This window comes from Streptomyces sp. NPDC048560, assembly GCF_040650955.1.
GTDB lineage: Bacteria > Actinomycetota > Actinomycetes > Streptomycetales > Streptomycetaceae > Streptomyces.
Genome location: NZ_JBEZIJ010000004.1, coordinates 443,556 through 460,310, shown reverse-complemented (window position 1 = coordinate 460,310; position 16,755 = coordinate 443,556). Strand labels below are relative to the sequence as shown.

14 protein-coding genes are annotated in these 16,755 nt (G+C 71.4%); 11 read left to right on the top strand and 3 right to left on the bottom strand.

Annotated features, from left to right (window positions below; genetic code table 11):
* The first annotated feature begins 21 nt into the window (after window positions 1–21).
* Both AB0C82_RS14840 and AB0C82_RS14835 read left to right on the top strand, forming a co-directional pair.
* Complete coding sequence (locus AB0C82_RS14840; protein ID WP_362840872.1) at window positions 22–981, top strand: YafY family protein; 960 nt, start codon at window positions 22–24, stop codon at window positions 979–981.
* A gap of 394 nt (window positions 982–1,375) precedes the next feature.
* The gene (locus AB0C82_RS14835) at window positions 1,376–1,591 is read left to right on the top strand and encodes an I78 family peptidase inhibitor (RefSeq protein ID WP_362840869.1); all 216 of its coding nucleotides are present in this window, start codon (window positions 1,376–1,378) and stop codon (window positions 1,589–1,591) included.
* A gap of 100 nt (window positions 1,592–1,691) precedes the next feature.
* On the opposite strand, the gene AB0C82_RS14830 is transcribed toward AB0C82_RS14835, so the two are convergent.
* Window positions 1,692–2,693 (bottom strand): phosphatase PAP2 family protein, encoded by a 1,002-nt coding sequence (locus AB0C82_RS14830; RefSeq protein ID WP_362840866.1) that lies wholly within the window; start codon window positions 2,691–2,693, stop codon window positions 1,692–1,694.
* Between the two features lie 535 nt (window positions 2,694–3,228).
* Here AB0C82_RS14830 and AB0C82_RS14825 point away from each other — a divergent pair.
* Both AB0C82_RS14825 and AB0C82_RS14820 read left to right on the top strand, forming a co-directional pair.
* On the top strand, window positions 3,229–4,914 hold the full coding sequence (locus AB0C82_RS14825; protein ID WP_362840863.1) for an MFS transporter: 1,686 nt from the start codon (window positions 3,229–3,231) through the stop codon (window positions 4,912–4,914).
* A 73-nt stretch (window positions 4,915–4,987) separates the two neighbouring features.
* A complete protein-coding gene (locus AB0C82_RS14820) occupies window positions 4,988–6,208 on the top strand; it encodes an acyl-CoA dehydrogenase family protein (protein ID WP_362840860.1) in 1,221 nt (406 codons plus the stop codon).
* Between the two features lie 43 nt (window positions 6,209–6,251).
* Here AB0C82_RS14820 and sepF read toward each other — a convergent pair whose 3' ends face one another.
* Complete coding sequence (gene sepF, locus AB0C82_RS14815) at window positions 6,252–6,692, bottom strand: cell division protein SepF (RefSeq protein WP_362840857.1); 441 nt, start codon at window positions 6,690–6,692, stop codon at window positions 6,252–6,254.
* 310 nt (window positions 6,693–7,002) lie between these two features.
* On the opposite strand from sepF, the gene AB0C82_RS14810 reads away from it, so the two are divergent.
* Complete coding sequence (locus tag AB0C82_RS14810) at window positions 7,003–8,298, top strand: DUF5685 family protein (RefSeq protein WP_362840854.1); 1,296 nt, start codon at window positions 7,003–7,005, stop codon at window positions 8,296–8,298.
* Between the two features lie 16 nt (window positions 8,299–8,314).
* Here AB0C82_RS14810 and AB0C82_RS14805 read toward each other — a convergent pair whose 3' ends face one another.
* Window positions 8,315–9,256 (bottom strand): ABC transporter substrate-binding protein, encoded by a 942-nt coding sequence (locus tag AB0C82_RS14805; protein WP_362840851.1) that lies wholly within the window; start codon window positions 9,254–9,256, stop codon window positions 8,315–8,317.
* Window positions 9,257–9,716: 460 nt separating this feature from the next.
* On the opposite strand from AB0C82_RS14805, the gene AB0C82_RS14800 reads away from it, so the two are divergent.
* The 6 genes from AB0C82_RS14800 (at window position 9,717) to AB0C82_RS14775 (ending at window position 16,565) form a co-directional block, all read left to right on the top strand.
* Window positions 9,717–10,592, top strand: a complete 876-nt coding sequence (locus AB0C82_RS14800; protein ID WP_362840848.1) for an amino acid ABC transporter permease — start codon at window positions 9,717–9,719, stop codon at window positions 10,590–10,592.
* On the top strand, window positions 10,589–12,448 hold the full coding sequence (locus AB0C82_RS14795) for an FAD/NAD(P)-binding protein (RefSeq protein ID WP_362840846.1): 1,860 nt from the start codon (window positions 10,589–10,591) through the stop codon (window positions 12,446–12,448). The genes AB0C82_RS14800 and AB0C82_RS14795 overlap by 4 nt, the downstream gene beginning before the upstream one ends.
* An 87-nt stretch (window positions 12,449–12,535) precedes the next feature.
* Complete coding sequence (locus AB0C82_RS14790; RefSeq protein ID WP_362841018.1) at window positions 12,536–13,288, top strand: amino acid ABC transporter ATP-binding protein; 753 nt, start codon at window positions 12,536–12,538, stop codon at window positions 13,286–13,288.
* A 112-nt stretch (window positions 13,289–13,400) separates the two neighbouring features.
* A complete protein-coding gene (locus AB0C82_RS14785) occupies window positions 13,401–14,477 on the top strand; it encodes an LLM class flavin-dependent oxidoreductase (RefSeq protein WP_362840843.1) in 1,077 nt (358 codons plus the stop codon).
* Window positions 14,474–15,772 (top strand): NtaA/DmoA family FMN-dependent monooxygenase, encoded by a 1,299-nt coding sequence (locus AB0C82_RS14780; protein WP_362840840.1) that lies wholly within the window; start codon window positions 14,474–14,476, stop codon window positions 15,770–15,772. Before AB0C82_RS14785 ends, AB0C82_RS14780 begins: the two co-directional genes overlap by 4 nt.
* Window positions 15,773–15,776: 4 nt before the next feature.
* Entirely contained in the window at window positions 15,777–16,565 is a 789-nt protein-coding gene (locus tag AB0C82_RS14775; RefSeq protein ID WP_362840837.1) for a DUF1684 domain-containing protein, read from the top strand.
* The last annotated feature ends 190 nt before the right edge of the window (window positions 16,566–16,755 follow it).

The window sequence follows — 16,755 nt, the reverse complement described above, 5'->3', positions numbered from 1 at the left end:
AACCGCTGACACACTCTCCCCATGTTGGAGACCTCGGCACGACTGCTGCGTCTGCTCTCACTGCTGCAGGCCCACCGGGACTGGTCAGGAGCCGACCTGGCGGACCGCCTCGGCGTGACCCCCCGTACCGTCCGACGCGATGTCGACAAGCTGCGCGAGCTCGGCTACCCGGTCCATGCCCATCCGGGCACGGGCGGCGGCTACCGGCTCGGGGCCGGCGCCGAGCTGCCGCCACTGCTCCTGGACGACGAGGAGGCGGTGGCGGTCGCCGTGGGACTGCGTACGGCGGCGGGCCACGGCGTCGAGGGCATCGGCGAGACCTCCGTCCGGGCGCTCGCCAAGCTGGAACAGGTGCTGCCGAACCGGCTGCGGCGCCGGGTGAGCGCGCTCGGCGCCTTCACGGTGCCCATGCTGCGTGGGCCGGAGGCGTCCACGGTCGACCCCGGCGTGCTCACCGAGCTGGCCGGTGCCTGCCGCGACAGTGAGCGGCTGCGGTTCGACTACCGCGACCACGGCGGCTCGGTCTCGCGCAGGACCGTCGAGCCGCACCGGCTGGTGTGCACGGAACGCCGCTGGTATCTGGTCGGCTGGGACGTGGACCGCTCCGACTGGCGTACGTTCCGCGCGGACCGCCTCACACTCACCCCGCCGCACGGCCCCCGCTTCGAGCCCCGCGCCGCCCCCGCGGAGGATCTGGCGGCGTACGTCTCCAAGGGCGTCTCCTCCGCGGTGCACGCGGTGCGGGCGGTCATCAGGCTGAAGGTCCCGCTCGAACGGGCGGCCGCGTGTATCCCGCCGTCCTCGGGTGTGCTGGAGGCGGTCGACGAGCACACGTCGTTGTTGCGTACGGGGGCGGCGAGCCTGGATGTGCTCGTGATTCACGTGATGCTCATGGGCTTCGACTTCGAGGTGGTGGAGCCGGCTGAGCTGACGGACGCGATCAGGACGGCCAGGGACCGCCTCTCCAGGGCGCTGGGCTGATCGGCCGCGCTCCGGGCTGTCCGGAGCAGTGGATTCCGGACAGCGGGGCGGTAAGGGGCCCCGGATCGGTGAGAAATATAAGTCCACCATAAGGAAGCATGAATTTCAGGTGGCGCGGGCGTTTCCGTACTGCCGTGTGTGCGGAGAAATAGCAGGTCACGCCGAGTTCGTGCTGCGGGTAATTCGCAGCCGCGCTTTGGCCCGCGGGCCATTTCCCGGTTGTCCGCGGATAACACTCCGCAGTTCTGGACTGCCCGTTCGAGTGAACGTGTTCGACGTAAACGGGTGTGGGGATTCTGTGACACAAGCGTGACCGGTACGGCATGTGGGGATGCAGTGCGGAGCGCCGGTATCCCGCCTTCCGTCACGGTCCGGGGCCGCCTACGGTGGGGGTATGGCACCTACACCGACTCCTCCCGCACAGCCGGACGACAGCCCGCAGTCGTACGTCGGCCTTGACGCCGCGGCGGCCGAGCGGCAGGCCAGGGCCCGCGGCTGGAAGACCGTCAGGGCGCTGCCACCGGGCTCGATCATCACCATGGAGTACATGCGGGGGCGGATCAACTTCGAGGTCGAAGGAGCCGCCGTGACCCGCTGCTGGGTGGGCTGAGCGGGGCCCACCCGAACGAGCGAAGGCCCCGACCGGAGTCGGGGCCTTCGCTCTGCGCGCAGGAGGCCGTGCGTATCGCCCCCGCGGTTCGGGGGCGGGTTCAGCCGCCGCCCACCGGCCTGGCCGGGGTGGTGTTGGCCCGGGGAGCCCGGTCCGCGTGGGGCGGGCGCCGGGGGCCGGCCGGTGTGACCGGGGTCCGCTCGGAGCGCATCGTGTGCGCGCGCGGCCTGGTGCCGACCGCCGTGTGGCCGGCCGGGCCGAGGGGCGCACCCGGTTCATCGGGTTCCCCGGCTCCCTCGGTGCCGAGCGACTGCGAGAGCATCACGGGCTGCGGCCCGCCCACGGCGACGGGTACGGCCGCGGTGAGGCGCCTGCGGGCCCGCCACTGCTCACGCATCGCGAAGATCCAGGCCTCGGCGCGGGTGATCACCGGCTCGAACCACGGCAGGCCCAGCATGATCAGCAGACCGGCAGCCCAGCCCAGCAGCACATCGCTGAGCCAGTGCGTGCCGATGTAGACGGTGGTGAGTCCGACGCCGAGCGAGACCGTCGCCGACAGGGCCGAGAGGTAGCGCCTGGCCCGCGGCGTGGTGGCCAGATAGGCGAGGATTCCCCAGGTCACGACGGCATTGGCGGTGTGTCCGGAAGGAAATATATCGCCGCCCGCGAACATCTCGGCGGAGCCGATCTGTGTCGCGTAGTGCGGCCCGAGCCGCCCGAGGCCGATCTTGACGGCGCCGACCGTCACGTTGAGCAGCAGCAGCGAGGCGCCGAGGGTGAGCAGCGGACGCAGGGTGTGCTGGCGCCAGGACCGCCAGCCGAGCCAGCAGGCGACCATCACGGCCGTCGGGCCCCGCTGCCCCAGAACGACGTAGTAGTCGAGGAAGGCGTGGAGTTCGGGCCACTGCTGGTAGGGCCGGAACAGCATGACCTTCCAGTCGAGGGCCACCAGCCAGGACGAGACCAGGACGGCGAAGACGATGGCGAGATAGAACGCCAAAGTCCCGCCGAAGAGAGCGATGCGGTGACGACTCATCCGCGGGATCTCTATCTTCGGCGGTTCCGGCTCCCGGTCCAGACGGGCAAAGATGTCGGTACGCACCCAATCGACGTTACAGCGAGTGAGTGTGGTGACAGGCCGTCCCGGCCGCTTTGTGATGACGATGTGATGTGGACTTTGTCTCAGCAGGGCCTCAATTCCGAACGCCACGGAGAATCCCGGTGACCTTTCGTCCAATTGGTTGCCCAGCCGTGCCGTAAGCCTGTTTGGGCCCGCGGAAATCAGGGTCGCACTGATCTTGTATGAAATTCTCCGGGCCATTCGCCGTGCGTGTACGGAAGGTGACCGAAGGATGTCGCGGCGGTGCCGCCCGCGTGTCCGGGACCCGCTGTCCGCCCCGCTCCCACGCCCCTGGGCGGCTCACGGCGAGGTCTCGAGGAGGTGACCGCCGCGGCGGGTCGGCGTGGCGTACGCCACACTCCGTGGCGCACCGGGGTATGAGGTGGACCACGTCTGACCACGCCGAACTCGCGTACGCTGACGGATCACTCGCCCATCGATGCCGGGCCTGAGGGACGCCGTACGCGGAGTTCCCGTCGGTCTGCCGAGCGTGAGGGACTCTCTGGGAGGTACGTGCATGTCCGGGATGACCACGGCCGGAAACCGGCTGCGTGAAACAGGCGCCGCCGCCAACCGGTGGGTCGTGCTGGTCGTCCTCTGCCTCAGCCTGCTGCTCGTCGCTCTCGACGCGACGGTCCTCCACGTCGCGGTCCCCGCGGTCACCGAGGACCTGCGGCCGAGCGCCGTGGGTCTGCTGTGGATCGTGGACGCCTATCCGCTGGTGTGCGCCTCGCTGCTGATTCTCTTCGGCACGCTCGGTGACCGGATCGGCAGACGCAAGGTCCTGCTGTTCGGTTACGCGCTGTTCGGTGTCGCCTCCGCGATCGCGGCCATGGCGGACACCCCCGCCGTGCTGATCGCGGCCCGTGCCCTGCTCGGCGTCGGCGGCGCGATGATCATGCCGGCGACGCTGTCGATCCTCCGCCAGGTCTTTCCCGACCGTCGTGAGCGTGCCCTGGCCATCGGGGTGTGGACGGCGGTCGCCGCGGTCGGCGCCGCCACCGGTCCGGTGATCGGCGGTTTCCTCGTCGAACACTTCTGGTGGGGCTCCGTCTTCCTGATCAACATCCCGCTGATGGCCGTCATGCTGCCGCTCGGCCGCAGGCTGCTGCCGGAGTCACGCGGCGCGGGCGACGGTCCGTGGGACGTGCTCGGAGCGCTGCTGGCCGCCGCCGGTGTGCTCGGTGTCGTCCTCGGGGTGAAGCGGCTGGGCGGCGGGGAGGGCGTGCTGAGCCTCCCGACGATCGCCCCGCTGGTGATCGGCGCCGCCCTGCTCGTCCTCTTCGTACGCAGGCAGAAGCGCCGTGCGCATCCCTTGATCGACATAGCGATGTTCTCCCGCCCCGCGTTCAGTACGGCGGTGGGCTGCATCATCCTCGCCATGCTCGCCCTGGTCGGCCTGGAACTGATCGCGGTCCAGTACCTCCAGCTGGTCCTGGACCTCAGCCCGCTGGAGACCGGCCTGCGGCTGCTGCCGCTGACCTTCGCCGCGATGGCGGCGGGCGCCACCGGCTCGTACACCCTGCGTCGCGTGGGCCCCCGCCGGATGGTCGGCTGGGGCTTCGTGCTGACGGCCGCCGCGGTGCTGCTGCTGACCCTGATGGGGCAGCACGACCGCCCCGTCCTGCTGACGACCGGCTTCGTGCTGCTGGGCTTCGGGCTGCAGTCCACGCTCTTCGGCGCGTACGAGTCGATGCTGAGCGAGGTCCCCGCCGAGCGGGCGGGCGGCGCGGCCGCGATCGGGGAGACGTCCTACCAGCTGGGTGCCGGAATGGGTATCGCGCTGCTCGGCAGCGTCATGAACGCCGCCTACGCTCCGGGGCTCTCCGGGCTGCACGGCCGGGGCGTGCCCGCCGAGGCCGGTTCGGCGGCCTCGAACTCGCTGGGCGAGGCGTACCAGGTGGCGGGGCAGCTGGGCGGCCCGGCGGGCGCCCTGCTGCGGACCACCGCCCGGCACGCCTTCATGGACGGTCTCCACCTCACGCTGCTGGTCAGCGCCGGTCTCCTGCTGCTCGGCGCGCTGGCCGCGCTGCGGCTGCCGAAGATCATGGACTGCTCCGTGGGGGAGCCCTGCCGGCTCCGCGAACCGTCCGTCGTGGAGCCCCGGCCGGCGGGTGCCGAGGAGCGTCCCCAGCCGAGGCTGCCGCTGCCCGCGCGACGTGAACCCGCCGAGGCGACCGGCTCTGGACGAGCGGCACACTGAGCCGTAATGTCGGCACGGAGCCATAACTACCGCTGCTAGTTTTCGTTCCGTGCGAGCCGCCGGAGGCACCCTCATGTCCACCACGCCGCCCTCGAAGCCGTCCAAGCTTCCGCCGTTCGACGCGACCGACCCGATCGGCATCGACGATCTGCTGGGCCCCGAGGACCTCGCGATCCGTGACACCGTCCGGGCCTGGGCCGCCGACCGCGTCATGCCGCACATCGCCGAGTGGTACGAGAGCGGCGAGCTGCCCGGTATCCGAGAGCTCGCCAGGGAGCTCGGTTCGCTCGGCGCCCTCGGCATGTCCCTGGACGGATACGGCTGCGCGGGCGCCACCGCCGTCCAGTACGGACTGGCCTGTCTGGAACTGGAGGCCGCCGACTCCGGCATCCGCTCCCTCGTCTCCGTGCAGGGGTCCCTCGCCATGTACGCGATCCATCGCTTCGGCTCCGAGGAACAGAAGCGGCAGTGGCTCCCGGGCATGGCGGCGGGCGAGATCATCGGCTGCTTCGGCCTCACCGAACCGGACCACGGCTCCGACCCGGCCGGGATGCGCACGTACGCCAAGCGCGACGGCGACGACTGGGTGCTCGACGGCCGCAAGATGTGGATCACCAACGGCTCGGTCGCAGGCGTCGCCGTCGTCTGGGCGCAGACCGACGAGGGCACGGCCGGAGCCGGAATCCGCGGCTTCGTCGTGCCGACCGGCACCCCGGGCTTCTCCGCGCCCGAGATCAAGCACAAGTGGTCGCTGCGGGCCTCCGTCACCAGCGAGCTGGTCCTGGACGGCGTACGGCTGCCCGCCGACGCAGTCCTGCCCGGGGTCACCGGTCTGCGCGGGCCACTGAGCTGCCTCAGTCACGCCCGGTACGGGATCGTCTGGGGCGCGATGGGCGCGGCGCGCGCCAGCTTCGAGGCCGCCGTCGACTACGCGAAGACCCGGGAGCAGTTCGGCAGGCCGATCGGCGGCTTCCAGCTCACGCAGGCCAAGCTTGCGGACATGGCCGTCGAACTGCACAAGGGCATCCTGCTCGCCCACCATCTGGGCCGGCGCATGGACGCGGGCACGCTCCGCCCGGAGCAGGTCAGTTTCGGGAAGCTCAACAACGTGCGGGAGGCCATCGAGATCTGCCGCACCTCACGCACGATCCTCGGCGCCAACGGGATCTCGCTGGAATACCCCGTGATGCGCCACGCGACGAATCTGGAGTCGGTGCTCACCTACGAGGGGACCGTGGAGATGCACCAGCTGGTGCTGGGCAAGGCGCTCACCGGTCTGGATGCCTTCCGGTAAAGCAGCCGTGGCCCCGGCCGGATCATTCCGGCGAGCGCCCTGCTCAGCTCTGGTTGAAGAAGCCGTCGGCCGGCCGGCCGGCGGCTTCGCCGCTGAGTACCTGCGTGTCGGCAGGGGTCAGCAGGAAGACCCGGGTCGCGACGCGCTCGATCGAGCCGCGCAGCCCGAAGGTCAGCCCCGCGGCGAAGTCCACGACGCGCTTGGCGTCGGTGGGGTCCATGCCCGTGAGATTGACGATCACCGGGACACCGTCCCGGTAGAGCTCACCGATTCCCCGCGCGTCCCGGAAGCTGTCCGGGGTGACGGTCGCGATCCGGCGGCCCTTCTCCTCGGCCGTCTCGGAAGCCACCTGCACACGCGGGTCGGTCACCCACGCCTGGCCCGTTCCCGTCTCGGGACCTTCGGAGTACTCGTCGTCGTAGTACCGCTCGTCGTTGTCCTCTACGAGGCCCAGCCACGCACTCGCCTTACGCACCGATCCCATGGACGCCTCCTCATCACCGCGGTTTCTTGGCGTTCCGCATCTCTCTCGTATCCCTATGGTCGTCCATGATGCGGATACGGCGCCAAGTGGATAGTCGGCGCGCAGGGGATTCGTGACGGTACTGGTGCAGAAGATGTGGCGATTCGTCAAGGTTCCTCCTGCATAGGGCAGCTGGCAGAAGGAAAATATGATGCTCCGGTCCGTACGGGTGACATGGGGGGCGTACGGGTGAACGGATCACTCGATACGATGCACGCCGCGCAGGTGCACGAGCCCGGCGCAGTCTCTGAACGACTCCCGGGGGGCCGTTGTGTTCGGAATCGTCAGACCCTGCACGCACCGCCTGTCGGAGCGGATGAAGACGGAGTGGATGGCGCATCTCTGCGGCCTCTGCCTCGCGCTGCGCTCGGACCACGGACAGTTCGCCCGGGTTGTCACGAACTATGACGGTCTCATCGTCTCGGTCCTGACGGAGGCTCAGACCGAGCGCGGCACCGGGCAGCGCCGTACCGCCGGTCCCTGCCCGCTGCGCTCCATGCGCACCGCGCCGGTCGCCCGCGGCGAGGGGGCGCGGCTCGCCGCAGCCGTCTCGCTCGTCCTCGCCTCGGCGAAGGTGCGCGACCACGTGGCCGACCGGGACGGCCTGTTGGCGCGCCGCCCGGTCGCGGCAGCGGCGCGCAGGGTCGCCGCGGGCTGGGACCGCGCCGGAGCGCGTACGGGAGCCGAGCTCGGCTTCGATACGGCCGTCCTCGTCGACGCGGTCGACCGGCAGACCGGGATCGAGTCGCTCGCCGGCCTCGGAACCCCGCTGCTGACGGTGACCGAGCCCACCGAGACGGCGACCGCAGCGGCCTTCGCGCACACCGCCGTCCTGGCGGGCAGGCCGCGGAACGCGGCGCCGCTCGCCGAGGCCGGCCGGCTCTTCGGCCGGCTCGCGCATCTGCTGGACGCCGTGGAGGACAGGGAGGCTGACGCCGCGTCGGGTGCCTGGAACCCGCTCACCGCGACCGGCACCTCGCTCGCCGAGGCGCGGCGCCTGTGCGACGACGCGCTGCACGGCGTACGGCTGGCGCTGGGTGACGCGGAGTTCACCGACGGCAAGCTGGCGCACGTCCTGCTCGTACACGAACTGAGGCGCTCGGTGGACCGGGCGTTCGGCTCGACGTCCTGTTCGCACCAGCAGGACGCGCACGGGGGTGGCGAGCACCTCGGTGACGCCTTCCCCGGGGCCGTACTGCTGGACCGGGGGCAGCGGACGGGCAGTCAGCAGGCCGACGGCGGCCCGTCCGGCGCGTTCGGGCCGCCCCCGGGCTCGCCGTACGGCCCGACGCCCGGCGGGCCGTACGGTCCGCCCTCCCCGCCGCCGCCCCGGCCGCCGCGCGACCGGCGCGGGCTGATCGCCGGCTGTCTCGTGTGGACGGGCCTCGCCTGCACGGGTCAGATGTGCTGTGGGACGTACCAGGGGCCGTGGAGCCGCGAGGAGCGCGGAGGGCTCTGCAGCCAGTGCGACTGCGGCTCCTGCTGCGACGTGTGCAACTGCTGCAGCAGTTGCGGCGGGGACGGCGAGGGCGGCTGCTGCGACTGCGACTGCGGGTGCGACTGCTGAAGCCGGCGGGGCGTGGTCACCTGATCTCGGGCGGCGAGATCCGCGAGGTGCTGATCGCCGACTCGGTGGTGCCCCACTTCTTCAGGATGCGGTCGTAGGTGCCGTCCGCCTTGATGCTGTTGACGGCAGCCTGGAACGCGGGCGCCAGCGGGGTGCCCTTCCTGAACGCGAAACCGACGTCGAGCCGCTTGAACTCGTTGAGGAAGCGCAGACCCTCCTGCTGCGTCACGGCGTAGCGCAGTCCGTTGATCGTGGACATCACGACATCGCTGCGACCCTGCTGGAGCGAGATCCAGATGGCGGCCTGGTCGGCGTACGTCCGCACCTCGTACGGCTTCCTGCCCGCCTCCGCGCACCGGTGCCTGTTCTCCTCCAGGGTGACCTCGAAGGTGGTGCCCGCTCCGGTGGCCACGGTGAGGCCGCAGAGCTGAGTGAGGTCGGTGACCTTCTTCAGCGGACTGTCCTGCCGGACCGCGAAGCCCTGGCCGTCGTTGATGTACGTCACGAAGTCGATGGTTTCGCGGCGTTCGTCGGTGACCCCGAAGTTGCCCGTGCCCACGTCGTACTTTCCGCTGCTCAGCGCGGGCAGGATCGCGTCGAAGGACGCCACTTCGCGCTCGATCCGCACGCCGAGCGCCCGGCCGACGGCGTCCGCGAAGTCGATGTCGGCGCCGGCCGGTGTTCTGCCGTCCTCCAGGTAGAAGGCCCCCGGCGGGGCGCCGACGCTCGTGGCGAGCGTGAGGGCGCCGGAGGCGCGGACGTCCGGGGGCAGCAGTTTCGCCGCTGCCTCGTCCTTCCGTACGGCCGAGACGACATCGGTCGTCGGGAGCCTGCCCTCACCCGGGGCGGCGGGCCGCCCGCCACCGGCCGGTGCCGGGTCCGCCGATCCGCAGGAGGTGAGCGTGAGTGCTACGGCGGTGATCAGGGCGAAGGCGGCGGTGTGGCGGGTTCGGGGCATGGCGGTGCGACTCCAGGGTCGTCGGGGAGACCGGCCGTGCTCCGGTGCGTGGGCAGCACGGAGCACGGGCGGGGGATCAGCCGTGCGAGGGGAGGGTGACGCGGCGTCGTGTACGAGAAGGCACGCGGGGGGAATCGCTCAGGAGCGCGGAAGGGCGCGAGCGGGTGGAGCGGAAAAGCAGGGGGTCAGCTCAACAGGAAGAGGACCACACGCGACCGAAGTCGATGTGGGAGCGGGTGACCAGCCACTGCTGCGCATACATGGCCCCAGTGGAACAGGCATCCGCGAGTGCGTCAACTGCCCCCCGGCGTAAGACTCACAGTGTGGACAGGCTTGACAACTGCCCCCGCACAGCGCTTGTCTCGGAAGCGGACCGGCGCTGAGGGGCCCGGTCCACGTCGTGTTGTCCCGCTGTGAAGGCACGCCCCGTGTCAGATCTCTGCATCCACGGAGCCTTCTCATGCCCGCGCCTCCGCACGCCCTCGATTCCCCCGTTCCGCCGACCACCGGCCCACTCGGCAAGGACGACGGCTCAGCCGTCCTGCGGATCGTCCCGGTGCGCCGGACGGGACAGTGGGCGGCGGCCGTCGCCCTTCTCGTCCTGTCCGCCCTGGCGGTGCGCTCGGTCGTCCGTAACGACGCCTTCCAGTGGGACGTCGTCGCCGCCTACCTGGCCACCGACTCGGTCCTGCGCGGACTCGGCCTCACCCTGTGGCTCACCGCGCTCGTCATGGTCCTCGGCTTCGCGCTCGGCACCGTCCTGGCCGTGCTCAGGCTCTCCGCCAACCCTGTGCTGAGAGCGGTGAGCTGGGGATACATCTGGCTGTTCAGGTCCACACCGATCCTGGTCCAGCTGCTGTTCTGGTTCAACATCGGCGCGCTGTACCCGCAGATCCTCGGGGTCAGCACCGTGAACCTCCTCGGCCCCGTCACCGTCGCCGTCATCGGACTCACCCTGCACGAGGCCGCGTACGCCGCCGAAGTGGTCCGCGGCGGCATCCTCTCCGTCGAGCGCGGCCAGCTGGAGGCCGCCCAGTCGCTCGGCCTCGGACCCTGGCGCCGCTTCCACCGGATCGTGCTGCCGCAGGCGATGCGCTCCATCGTCCCCCCGGCGGGGAACATGCTGATCGGCACGCTCAAGGGCACCTCGATCGTCAGCATCATCGCCGTGCAGGACCTCCTTCACTCCGTGCAGCTCGTCTACCACCGCACCTACCAGGTCATCCCGCTGCTGCTCGTGGCCACCCTCTGGTACGTCGCCGTCACCTCGCTCCTCTCCGTCGGACAGCACTACGTCGAGCGGCACTACGCACGCGGCACGGCGGGCTCCCGGTGAGCGCCGTACCCGCCCTCGTCGTCATCGGAGGGGGCCCGCGCGGCACCGGTGTCATCGAGCGCATCGCCGCCAACGCCCCTGCGCTGTACGGAAACCGGCGCCTCGACATCCACCTCGTCGACCCGTATCCGCCGGGCGGCGGCCGGATCTGGCGGCAGGACCAGTCCCCGCTGCTGCGGATGAACTCCATGGCCCGGGACGTCACCATGTTCACCGACGACACGGTGCCCCAGGAGGGTCCCGTACGTCCCGGACCCGCGCTGCACACCTGGGCGGCGGACGTCCGCGACGGACGGATCACCGCCGGCGCGGCGCCCGGGGTGCTCGAAGAGATCAAGGAACTGCGGGACGCGGACTTTCCCAGCCGCCGACTGCAGAGCGCCTATCTGCGCTGGGTGCACGACCAGGCGCTCGCCGCGCTTCCGCCCGGCATCACCGTGCACGAACACCGTGACCGGGCCCTGCGCGTCAGCGGGCCGCGCGGGGGCCGCCAGCGGGTCTGGCTCGAGGGACGCGCCGAGCCTCTCACCGCCGACCTGGTCGTCCTCACGATCGGGCACCTCGACGCCGAACCGGACGCCGAGCAGCGTGAGTTGACGGACTTCGCCACCCGGCACGGACTCGTCCACCTGCCGCCCGACTTCACCGCCGACAGCGACCTCTCCGCCCTGCCGGCAGGTGAGCCCGTCATCGTCCGCGGTCTCGGTCTGGCGTTCATCGATCTGATGGTGCTCCTCACCGAGGGGCGTGGCGGCCGGTACGAGAACGGCGTCTACCTGCCCTCCGGCCGGGAGCCCGTGCTGTACGTCGGTTCGCGGCGCGGTGTCCCGTACCACTCCAAGATCGGCTACGGCTGGGAGGGTGAACCGCTCCCGCAGCCCCGCTACTTCGGCCCTGAGCAGACCGATGAACTGCTGAGGCGAAGCGGGCCGCTCGACTTCCGGCGTGACGTGTGGCCGCTCGTCGAGAAGGAGCTCGGGCACGCCCACTACCACCGGCTGTTCACCGCGCATCCGGAGCGCACGGCCGTCGACCGGGCCGACTTCGAGGAGAAGTACGACGTCTCGGAGCCGGGCAGCCCCGAGCTGGACGCCCTGGTCTCCGCGGCCGTGCCCGACCCGGCCGACCGGCTCGACCTGACCGCGCTCGACCACCCGCTGGACGGCGTACGGCACTCCTCCTACGACAGCCTCCAGGACGGGCTGCGCTCCTACATAGCCGCCGACCTCGAACGCCGCCACGACCCGGCCCACAGTGCCGACCTGGCTGTCTTCCTCCGACTGCTGTCCGTCTACGGGCAGTTGATACGGCTCGGCGACATCGGGACGTGGTGGCACGGCTACTTCAGTTACCTCGCCTCCGGTCCTCCCGGCCCCCGGCTCCGTCAGCTCCTCGCCCTCTCCCGGGCGGGTGTCGTCCGTTTCCTCGGCGCCGGCGTCACCGTCGGGACCGACGAGGAACGGGGTGTGTTCCGGGCCGGCAGCGCCTCCGTGCCCGGGGAGCGGACCGAGGCCCGGGCCCTGGTCGAGGCCAGGCTCCCCGACCCCTCCGTCCCGTACACCCGCAGCGCCCTGCTCCGCGCTCTGCACGAGGACGGGGCCGCCGCCACCGATACGGGACTGCTCTCCGTGGACCCGGCCGACGGCCGGATCCTGGACCGCGGAGGCAGCCCGCACCCGCGCCGCTTCGCCCTCGGGCCGAACACCACCGCGCGCTCCAGCGGGGCGTTCACCCGCCCCCGCACCGGCGGCCCCGCCTTCGGGCAGAACGACGCCACCGCGAGAGCCGTACTGGCGTTCCTGCGCGACCACCCGGCGCCCGGTGCGCGGCGCTCCCTCCCGTACACAAGTCGCTAAAGGAACCCCATGTCACTCATCAGCGATCAGTCACTCGGTTCATCCATTGATCCACTCGTCGACAAAGACACGCGTCCGGCGCACCCCATGGTCGAGATCCGCTCCGTGCACAAGAGCTTCGGCGGCACCGAGGTGCTGCGCGGCATCGACCTCTCCGTACGCCCGGGAGAGGTGACCGTCGTGCTCGGCCCGTCCGGCTCGGGCAAATCCACCCTGCTGCGCACCATCAACCACCTGGAGAAGGTGGACCGCGGCTGGGTCAGCGTCGACGGCACCCTCGTCGGCTACCGCAGGTCGGGCGACACGCTCCACGAACTGCGCGAGCGGGAGGTCCTGCGCCGGCGCACCCACATCGGGTTCGTCTTCCAGAACTTCAACCTGTTCCCGCACCTCACGGTCCTGGAGAACATCATCGAGGCCCCGGTCGCCGCGCTCCGCCGGCCACGGAAGGAGGCCGTCGCCGCCGCGAAGGAGCTCCTGGCGCGTGTCGGTCTCGCCGACCGGGCCGAGGCGTACCCCACCCAGCTCTCCGGCGGGCAGCAGCAGCGGGTCGCCATCGCCCGCGCGCTGGCCCTCGAACCGAAGCTGCTGCTCTTCGACGAGCCGACCTCGGCGCTCGACCCCGAGCTCGTCGGCGAAGTCCTCGACGTCATCAAGGACCTGGCGCACCGGGGCACCACGATGATCGTCGTCACCCACGAGATCGGCTTCGCGCGCGAGGTCGCCGACACCGTCGTCTTCATGGACGAGGGGCGGATCGTCGAGCAGGGCACCCCGGGGGACGTGCTCGACCGTCCCGTCCAGGAACGCACCCGCGCCTTCCTCTCCAAGGTCCTCTGAGGGCCGTGCAGTCGGGGGTGCGACGCCCCGTCCTCCTGTTCCGGCGGTCCGACCCCGCCAGCCCCGCCCGTCCACGCCCGCCCACGCCCGGGATCCCAGCCGAGAGGCCCCCATGTCCGCCAGCAGACCCCTGCATCTGGCCGCCGAGATCGGCGGCCAGCCCCGCTACGACGCCGCGCACCACCTGGCCCTCGCCCGCCTCGCCGAGGAGGGCGCACTCGACTTCGTCACGCTCGGCGACTCCTTCGCCCGTCCCGGACCCGACGCGCTCGCCGTACTCTCCCGGATCGCGCCCTCCACCGACCGGATCGGCCTGGTGCCGACCGTCACGACCACCCACACCGAGCCGTTCCACGTCTCGTCCGCCGTGGCGACCCTCGACTGGGTCAGCGGGGGCCGGGCCGGCTGGAACGTCGACGTGTCCACCACGGAGGCCGAGGCCAGGCTGTTCGGCCGCCGCCCCGCCGCGCCCGCCGCCGAACTGTGGGAGGAGGCGGGCGATGCCGCCGAGGTCGCCGCCCGGTTGTGGGACAGCTGGGAGGACGACGCGGAGATACGCGACGTGGCGACGGGACGGTTCGTCGACCGGGACAAGCTGCACTACGTCGACTTCGAGGGCCGCACCTTCTCCGTCCGGGGCCCGGCCATCGTGCCCAGGCCGCCCCAGGGCCGGCCCGTCACCGTCATCGACGGCACGAGCGGACCGGCCCGTGGCCCGGCCGCCCGCCATGCCGACGTCGTGTTCGCGCGAGCCACCACGCCCGAGCAGGCCGCCGCGATCCGTACCGACCTGCGCGACCGGGCCGCCGCACACGGCCGTGATCCGGACACGCTGCGGGTCCTCGTCGCGCTCACCGTCGATCTGGGCGACGTCGAGACCGCGCCCGAACCGGGACTCATCGACGGACCGCAGCTCGCCGGGGCGGGCTCCTACTACCGGGGCGGCCCGGTGGACCTCGCCGAACTCATCACCCGCTGGCACCGCGGCGGAGCCGTGGACGGCTTCCACCTCACGCCCATCGCACCCGGGCGCGACCTCGAAAGGATCGTCAACGGCACCGTGGCCCTGCTCCAGCACCGAAGCCTGTTCCGCACCTTCTATCCGGGGGGCACCCTCCGCGAACACCTCGGACTGGCCCGCCCGGCCAGCCGCTACGCCCTTGCGGCAGGCACGGGGGAGGAGGCATGAGCACGCCGAAGCAGATGCATCTGGCCGCCCACTTCCCGGGCGTCAACAACACCACGGTCTGGGCCGACCCACGCTCGCGGAGCCAGATCGACTTCTCCTCCTTCGTGCACCTGGCCAGGACCGCCGAACGCGGCACGTTCGACTTCTTCTTCCTCGCCGAAGGGCTCCGGCTGCGCGAGCACAACGGCCTGATCCACGACCTGGACGTGGTCGGAAGGCCCGAATCCCTCACCGTGCTGAGCGCGCTCGCCGCCGTCACCGACCGGCTCGGCCTGGCCGCCACGGTCAACGCCACCTTCAACGAACCGTACGAACTGGCGCGCCGGCTCGCCTCGCTCGACCACCTCAGCGGCGGCCGGGCAGCCTGGAACGTGGTCACCTCCTCCGACGCGTTCACCGGCGAGAACTTCCGGCGGGGCGGCTTCCTCGACCGGGCGGACCGTTACACCAGGGCCGCCGAGTTCGTTTCCACCGCACGGGAGTTGTGGGACTCCTGGACACCGGACGGGGTCTCCCGGCCGGTCACCCACAGGGGCACGCACTTCGACATCTCGGGGGAGTTCACCGTCCCCCGCGCGCCGCAGGGGCACCCCGTGGTCATCCAGGCCGGGGACTCGGCCGAGGGCCGCGAGTTCGCCGCGTCCGCCGCCGACGTCATCTTCACCCGGCACGGCACCCTGGAGGCCGGCCGCGCCTTCTACGCGGACGTCAAGGGGCGGCTGGCCGCGTACGGGCGCCGGCCCGAGGACCTCAAGATCATGCCCGGAGTCAGTTTCGTCCTCGGCGACACGGACGCGGAGGCCCAGCGCAACGCCGACGAGATCCGCCGGCTGCAGGTCTCCCCGCAGAACGCCATACTCGCCCTGGAACAGGTCTGGGGCCGCGACCTCTCCTCCTACGACCCCGACGGCCCGCTTCCCGCGACGGACCCGGACCCCGACTCCGGTCTGGTCCAGGGCCGGGTCAGGGTCGGCGACCCCCTCGCGGTCGCCGCGAAGTGGCGCGGGCTGTCGGAGGCCAAGGGGCTCTCCATCCGTCAGACCGTCATCGAGACGACCGCCCGGCAGTCCTTCATCGGTTCACCGGAGACCGTGGCCGCCGGCCTCGCCGAGTTCGTCGCCGCCGACGCGGCCGACGGTTTCATCCTCGTACCGCACCTCACCCCGGGTGGTCTCGACGACTTCGTCGACCGGGTCGTGCCGCTGCTCAGGGAACGCGGGGTCTTCCGCTCCGAGTACACCGGCTCCACGCTGCGGTCGCACCTCGGGCTGGCGGACCCGGTGTGGAAAGGTTGATTCCATGAGCACGGACGAACAGCAGGACTGGCAGAGCTGGCACGAAGGACGCATCGTCACGGTCGCGGCGCCGCACGGTCCGCTCTCCCTGTCGGGCACCCACTGGCTCTCCGACCACCCGGACGGTCGAATTCCGGCCGTCCCGGGGCGGTGGCGTGAAGACGGCGACGCCGTGCTGCTCACGGCCACGCCCGAGGACGGTCTGAGCGTCGACGGCAAGCCGCTGACCGGCGACATCAGGCTCGCGGCCGACCGCGGCCCGATCGGCGAGGCCCGGGTGACGCACGGCGGACGCCGACTCGTCGTCCTGAGCCGTGAAGGGCTCTGGGCGGTACGGGACTTCGACCCGGGGTCCGCCGCGCGCCAGGCGTTCCGGACCATCGAGGCCACACCGTACGACGCGGACTGGGCGCTGCCCGGCACCTTCCGCCCGTACCCCGCGGACCGCACGATCCGGGTCGAGAACGCCGACGGCGTCGAACGGGGTCTGGGGCTCGGCGGGGAGATCGTCTTCGACGTGGACGGAACCGAGCACACGCTCCAGGTGGCGGTCGAGCACGACGGGTCGCTCTGGGCCGTCTTCGCCGACGCGACCAGCGGAAGCAGCAGCTACCGATTCCGTTTCCTGCGGCCCGCGCCGCCGGCCGCGGACGGCAGCGTGAACGTCGACTTCAACCGTGCGCTCCTGCCGCCCTGCGCCTTCGCCGACCACTTCATCTGCCCCTTCCCGCCGCCGGGCAACACCCTCGCCTTCCCCGTCCCTGCGGGTGAGCGGAACCGCATCGACGCCTGATCCGTCCCACCGCCACACGGACGGTGGACCCGGTCGCCCGGCCCCGGCAGCGGACATGCTGCCGGGGCTGTCCGCGCGCCCGTCCGCGGGCGGCCGAAACGCGCCCTTGCGCGGCCTGTTGTGCTCCCCGAATACTCCCGAACAGCGCTTGTCAGGGGTACGGAGCGTCCGGAGTGCGAACACCCCGGTG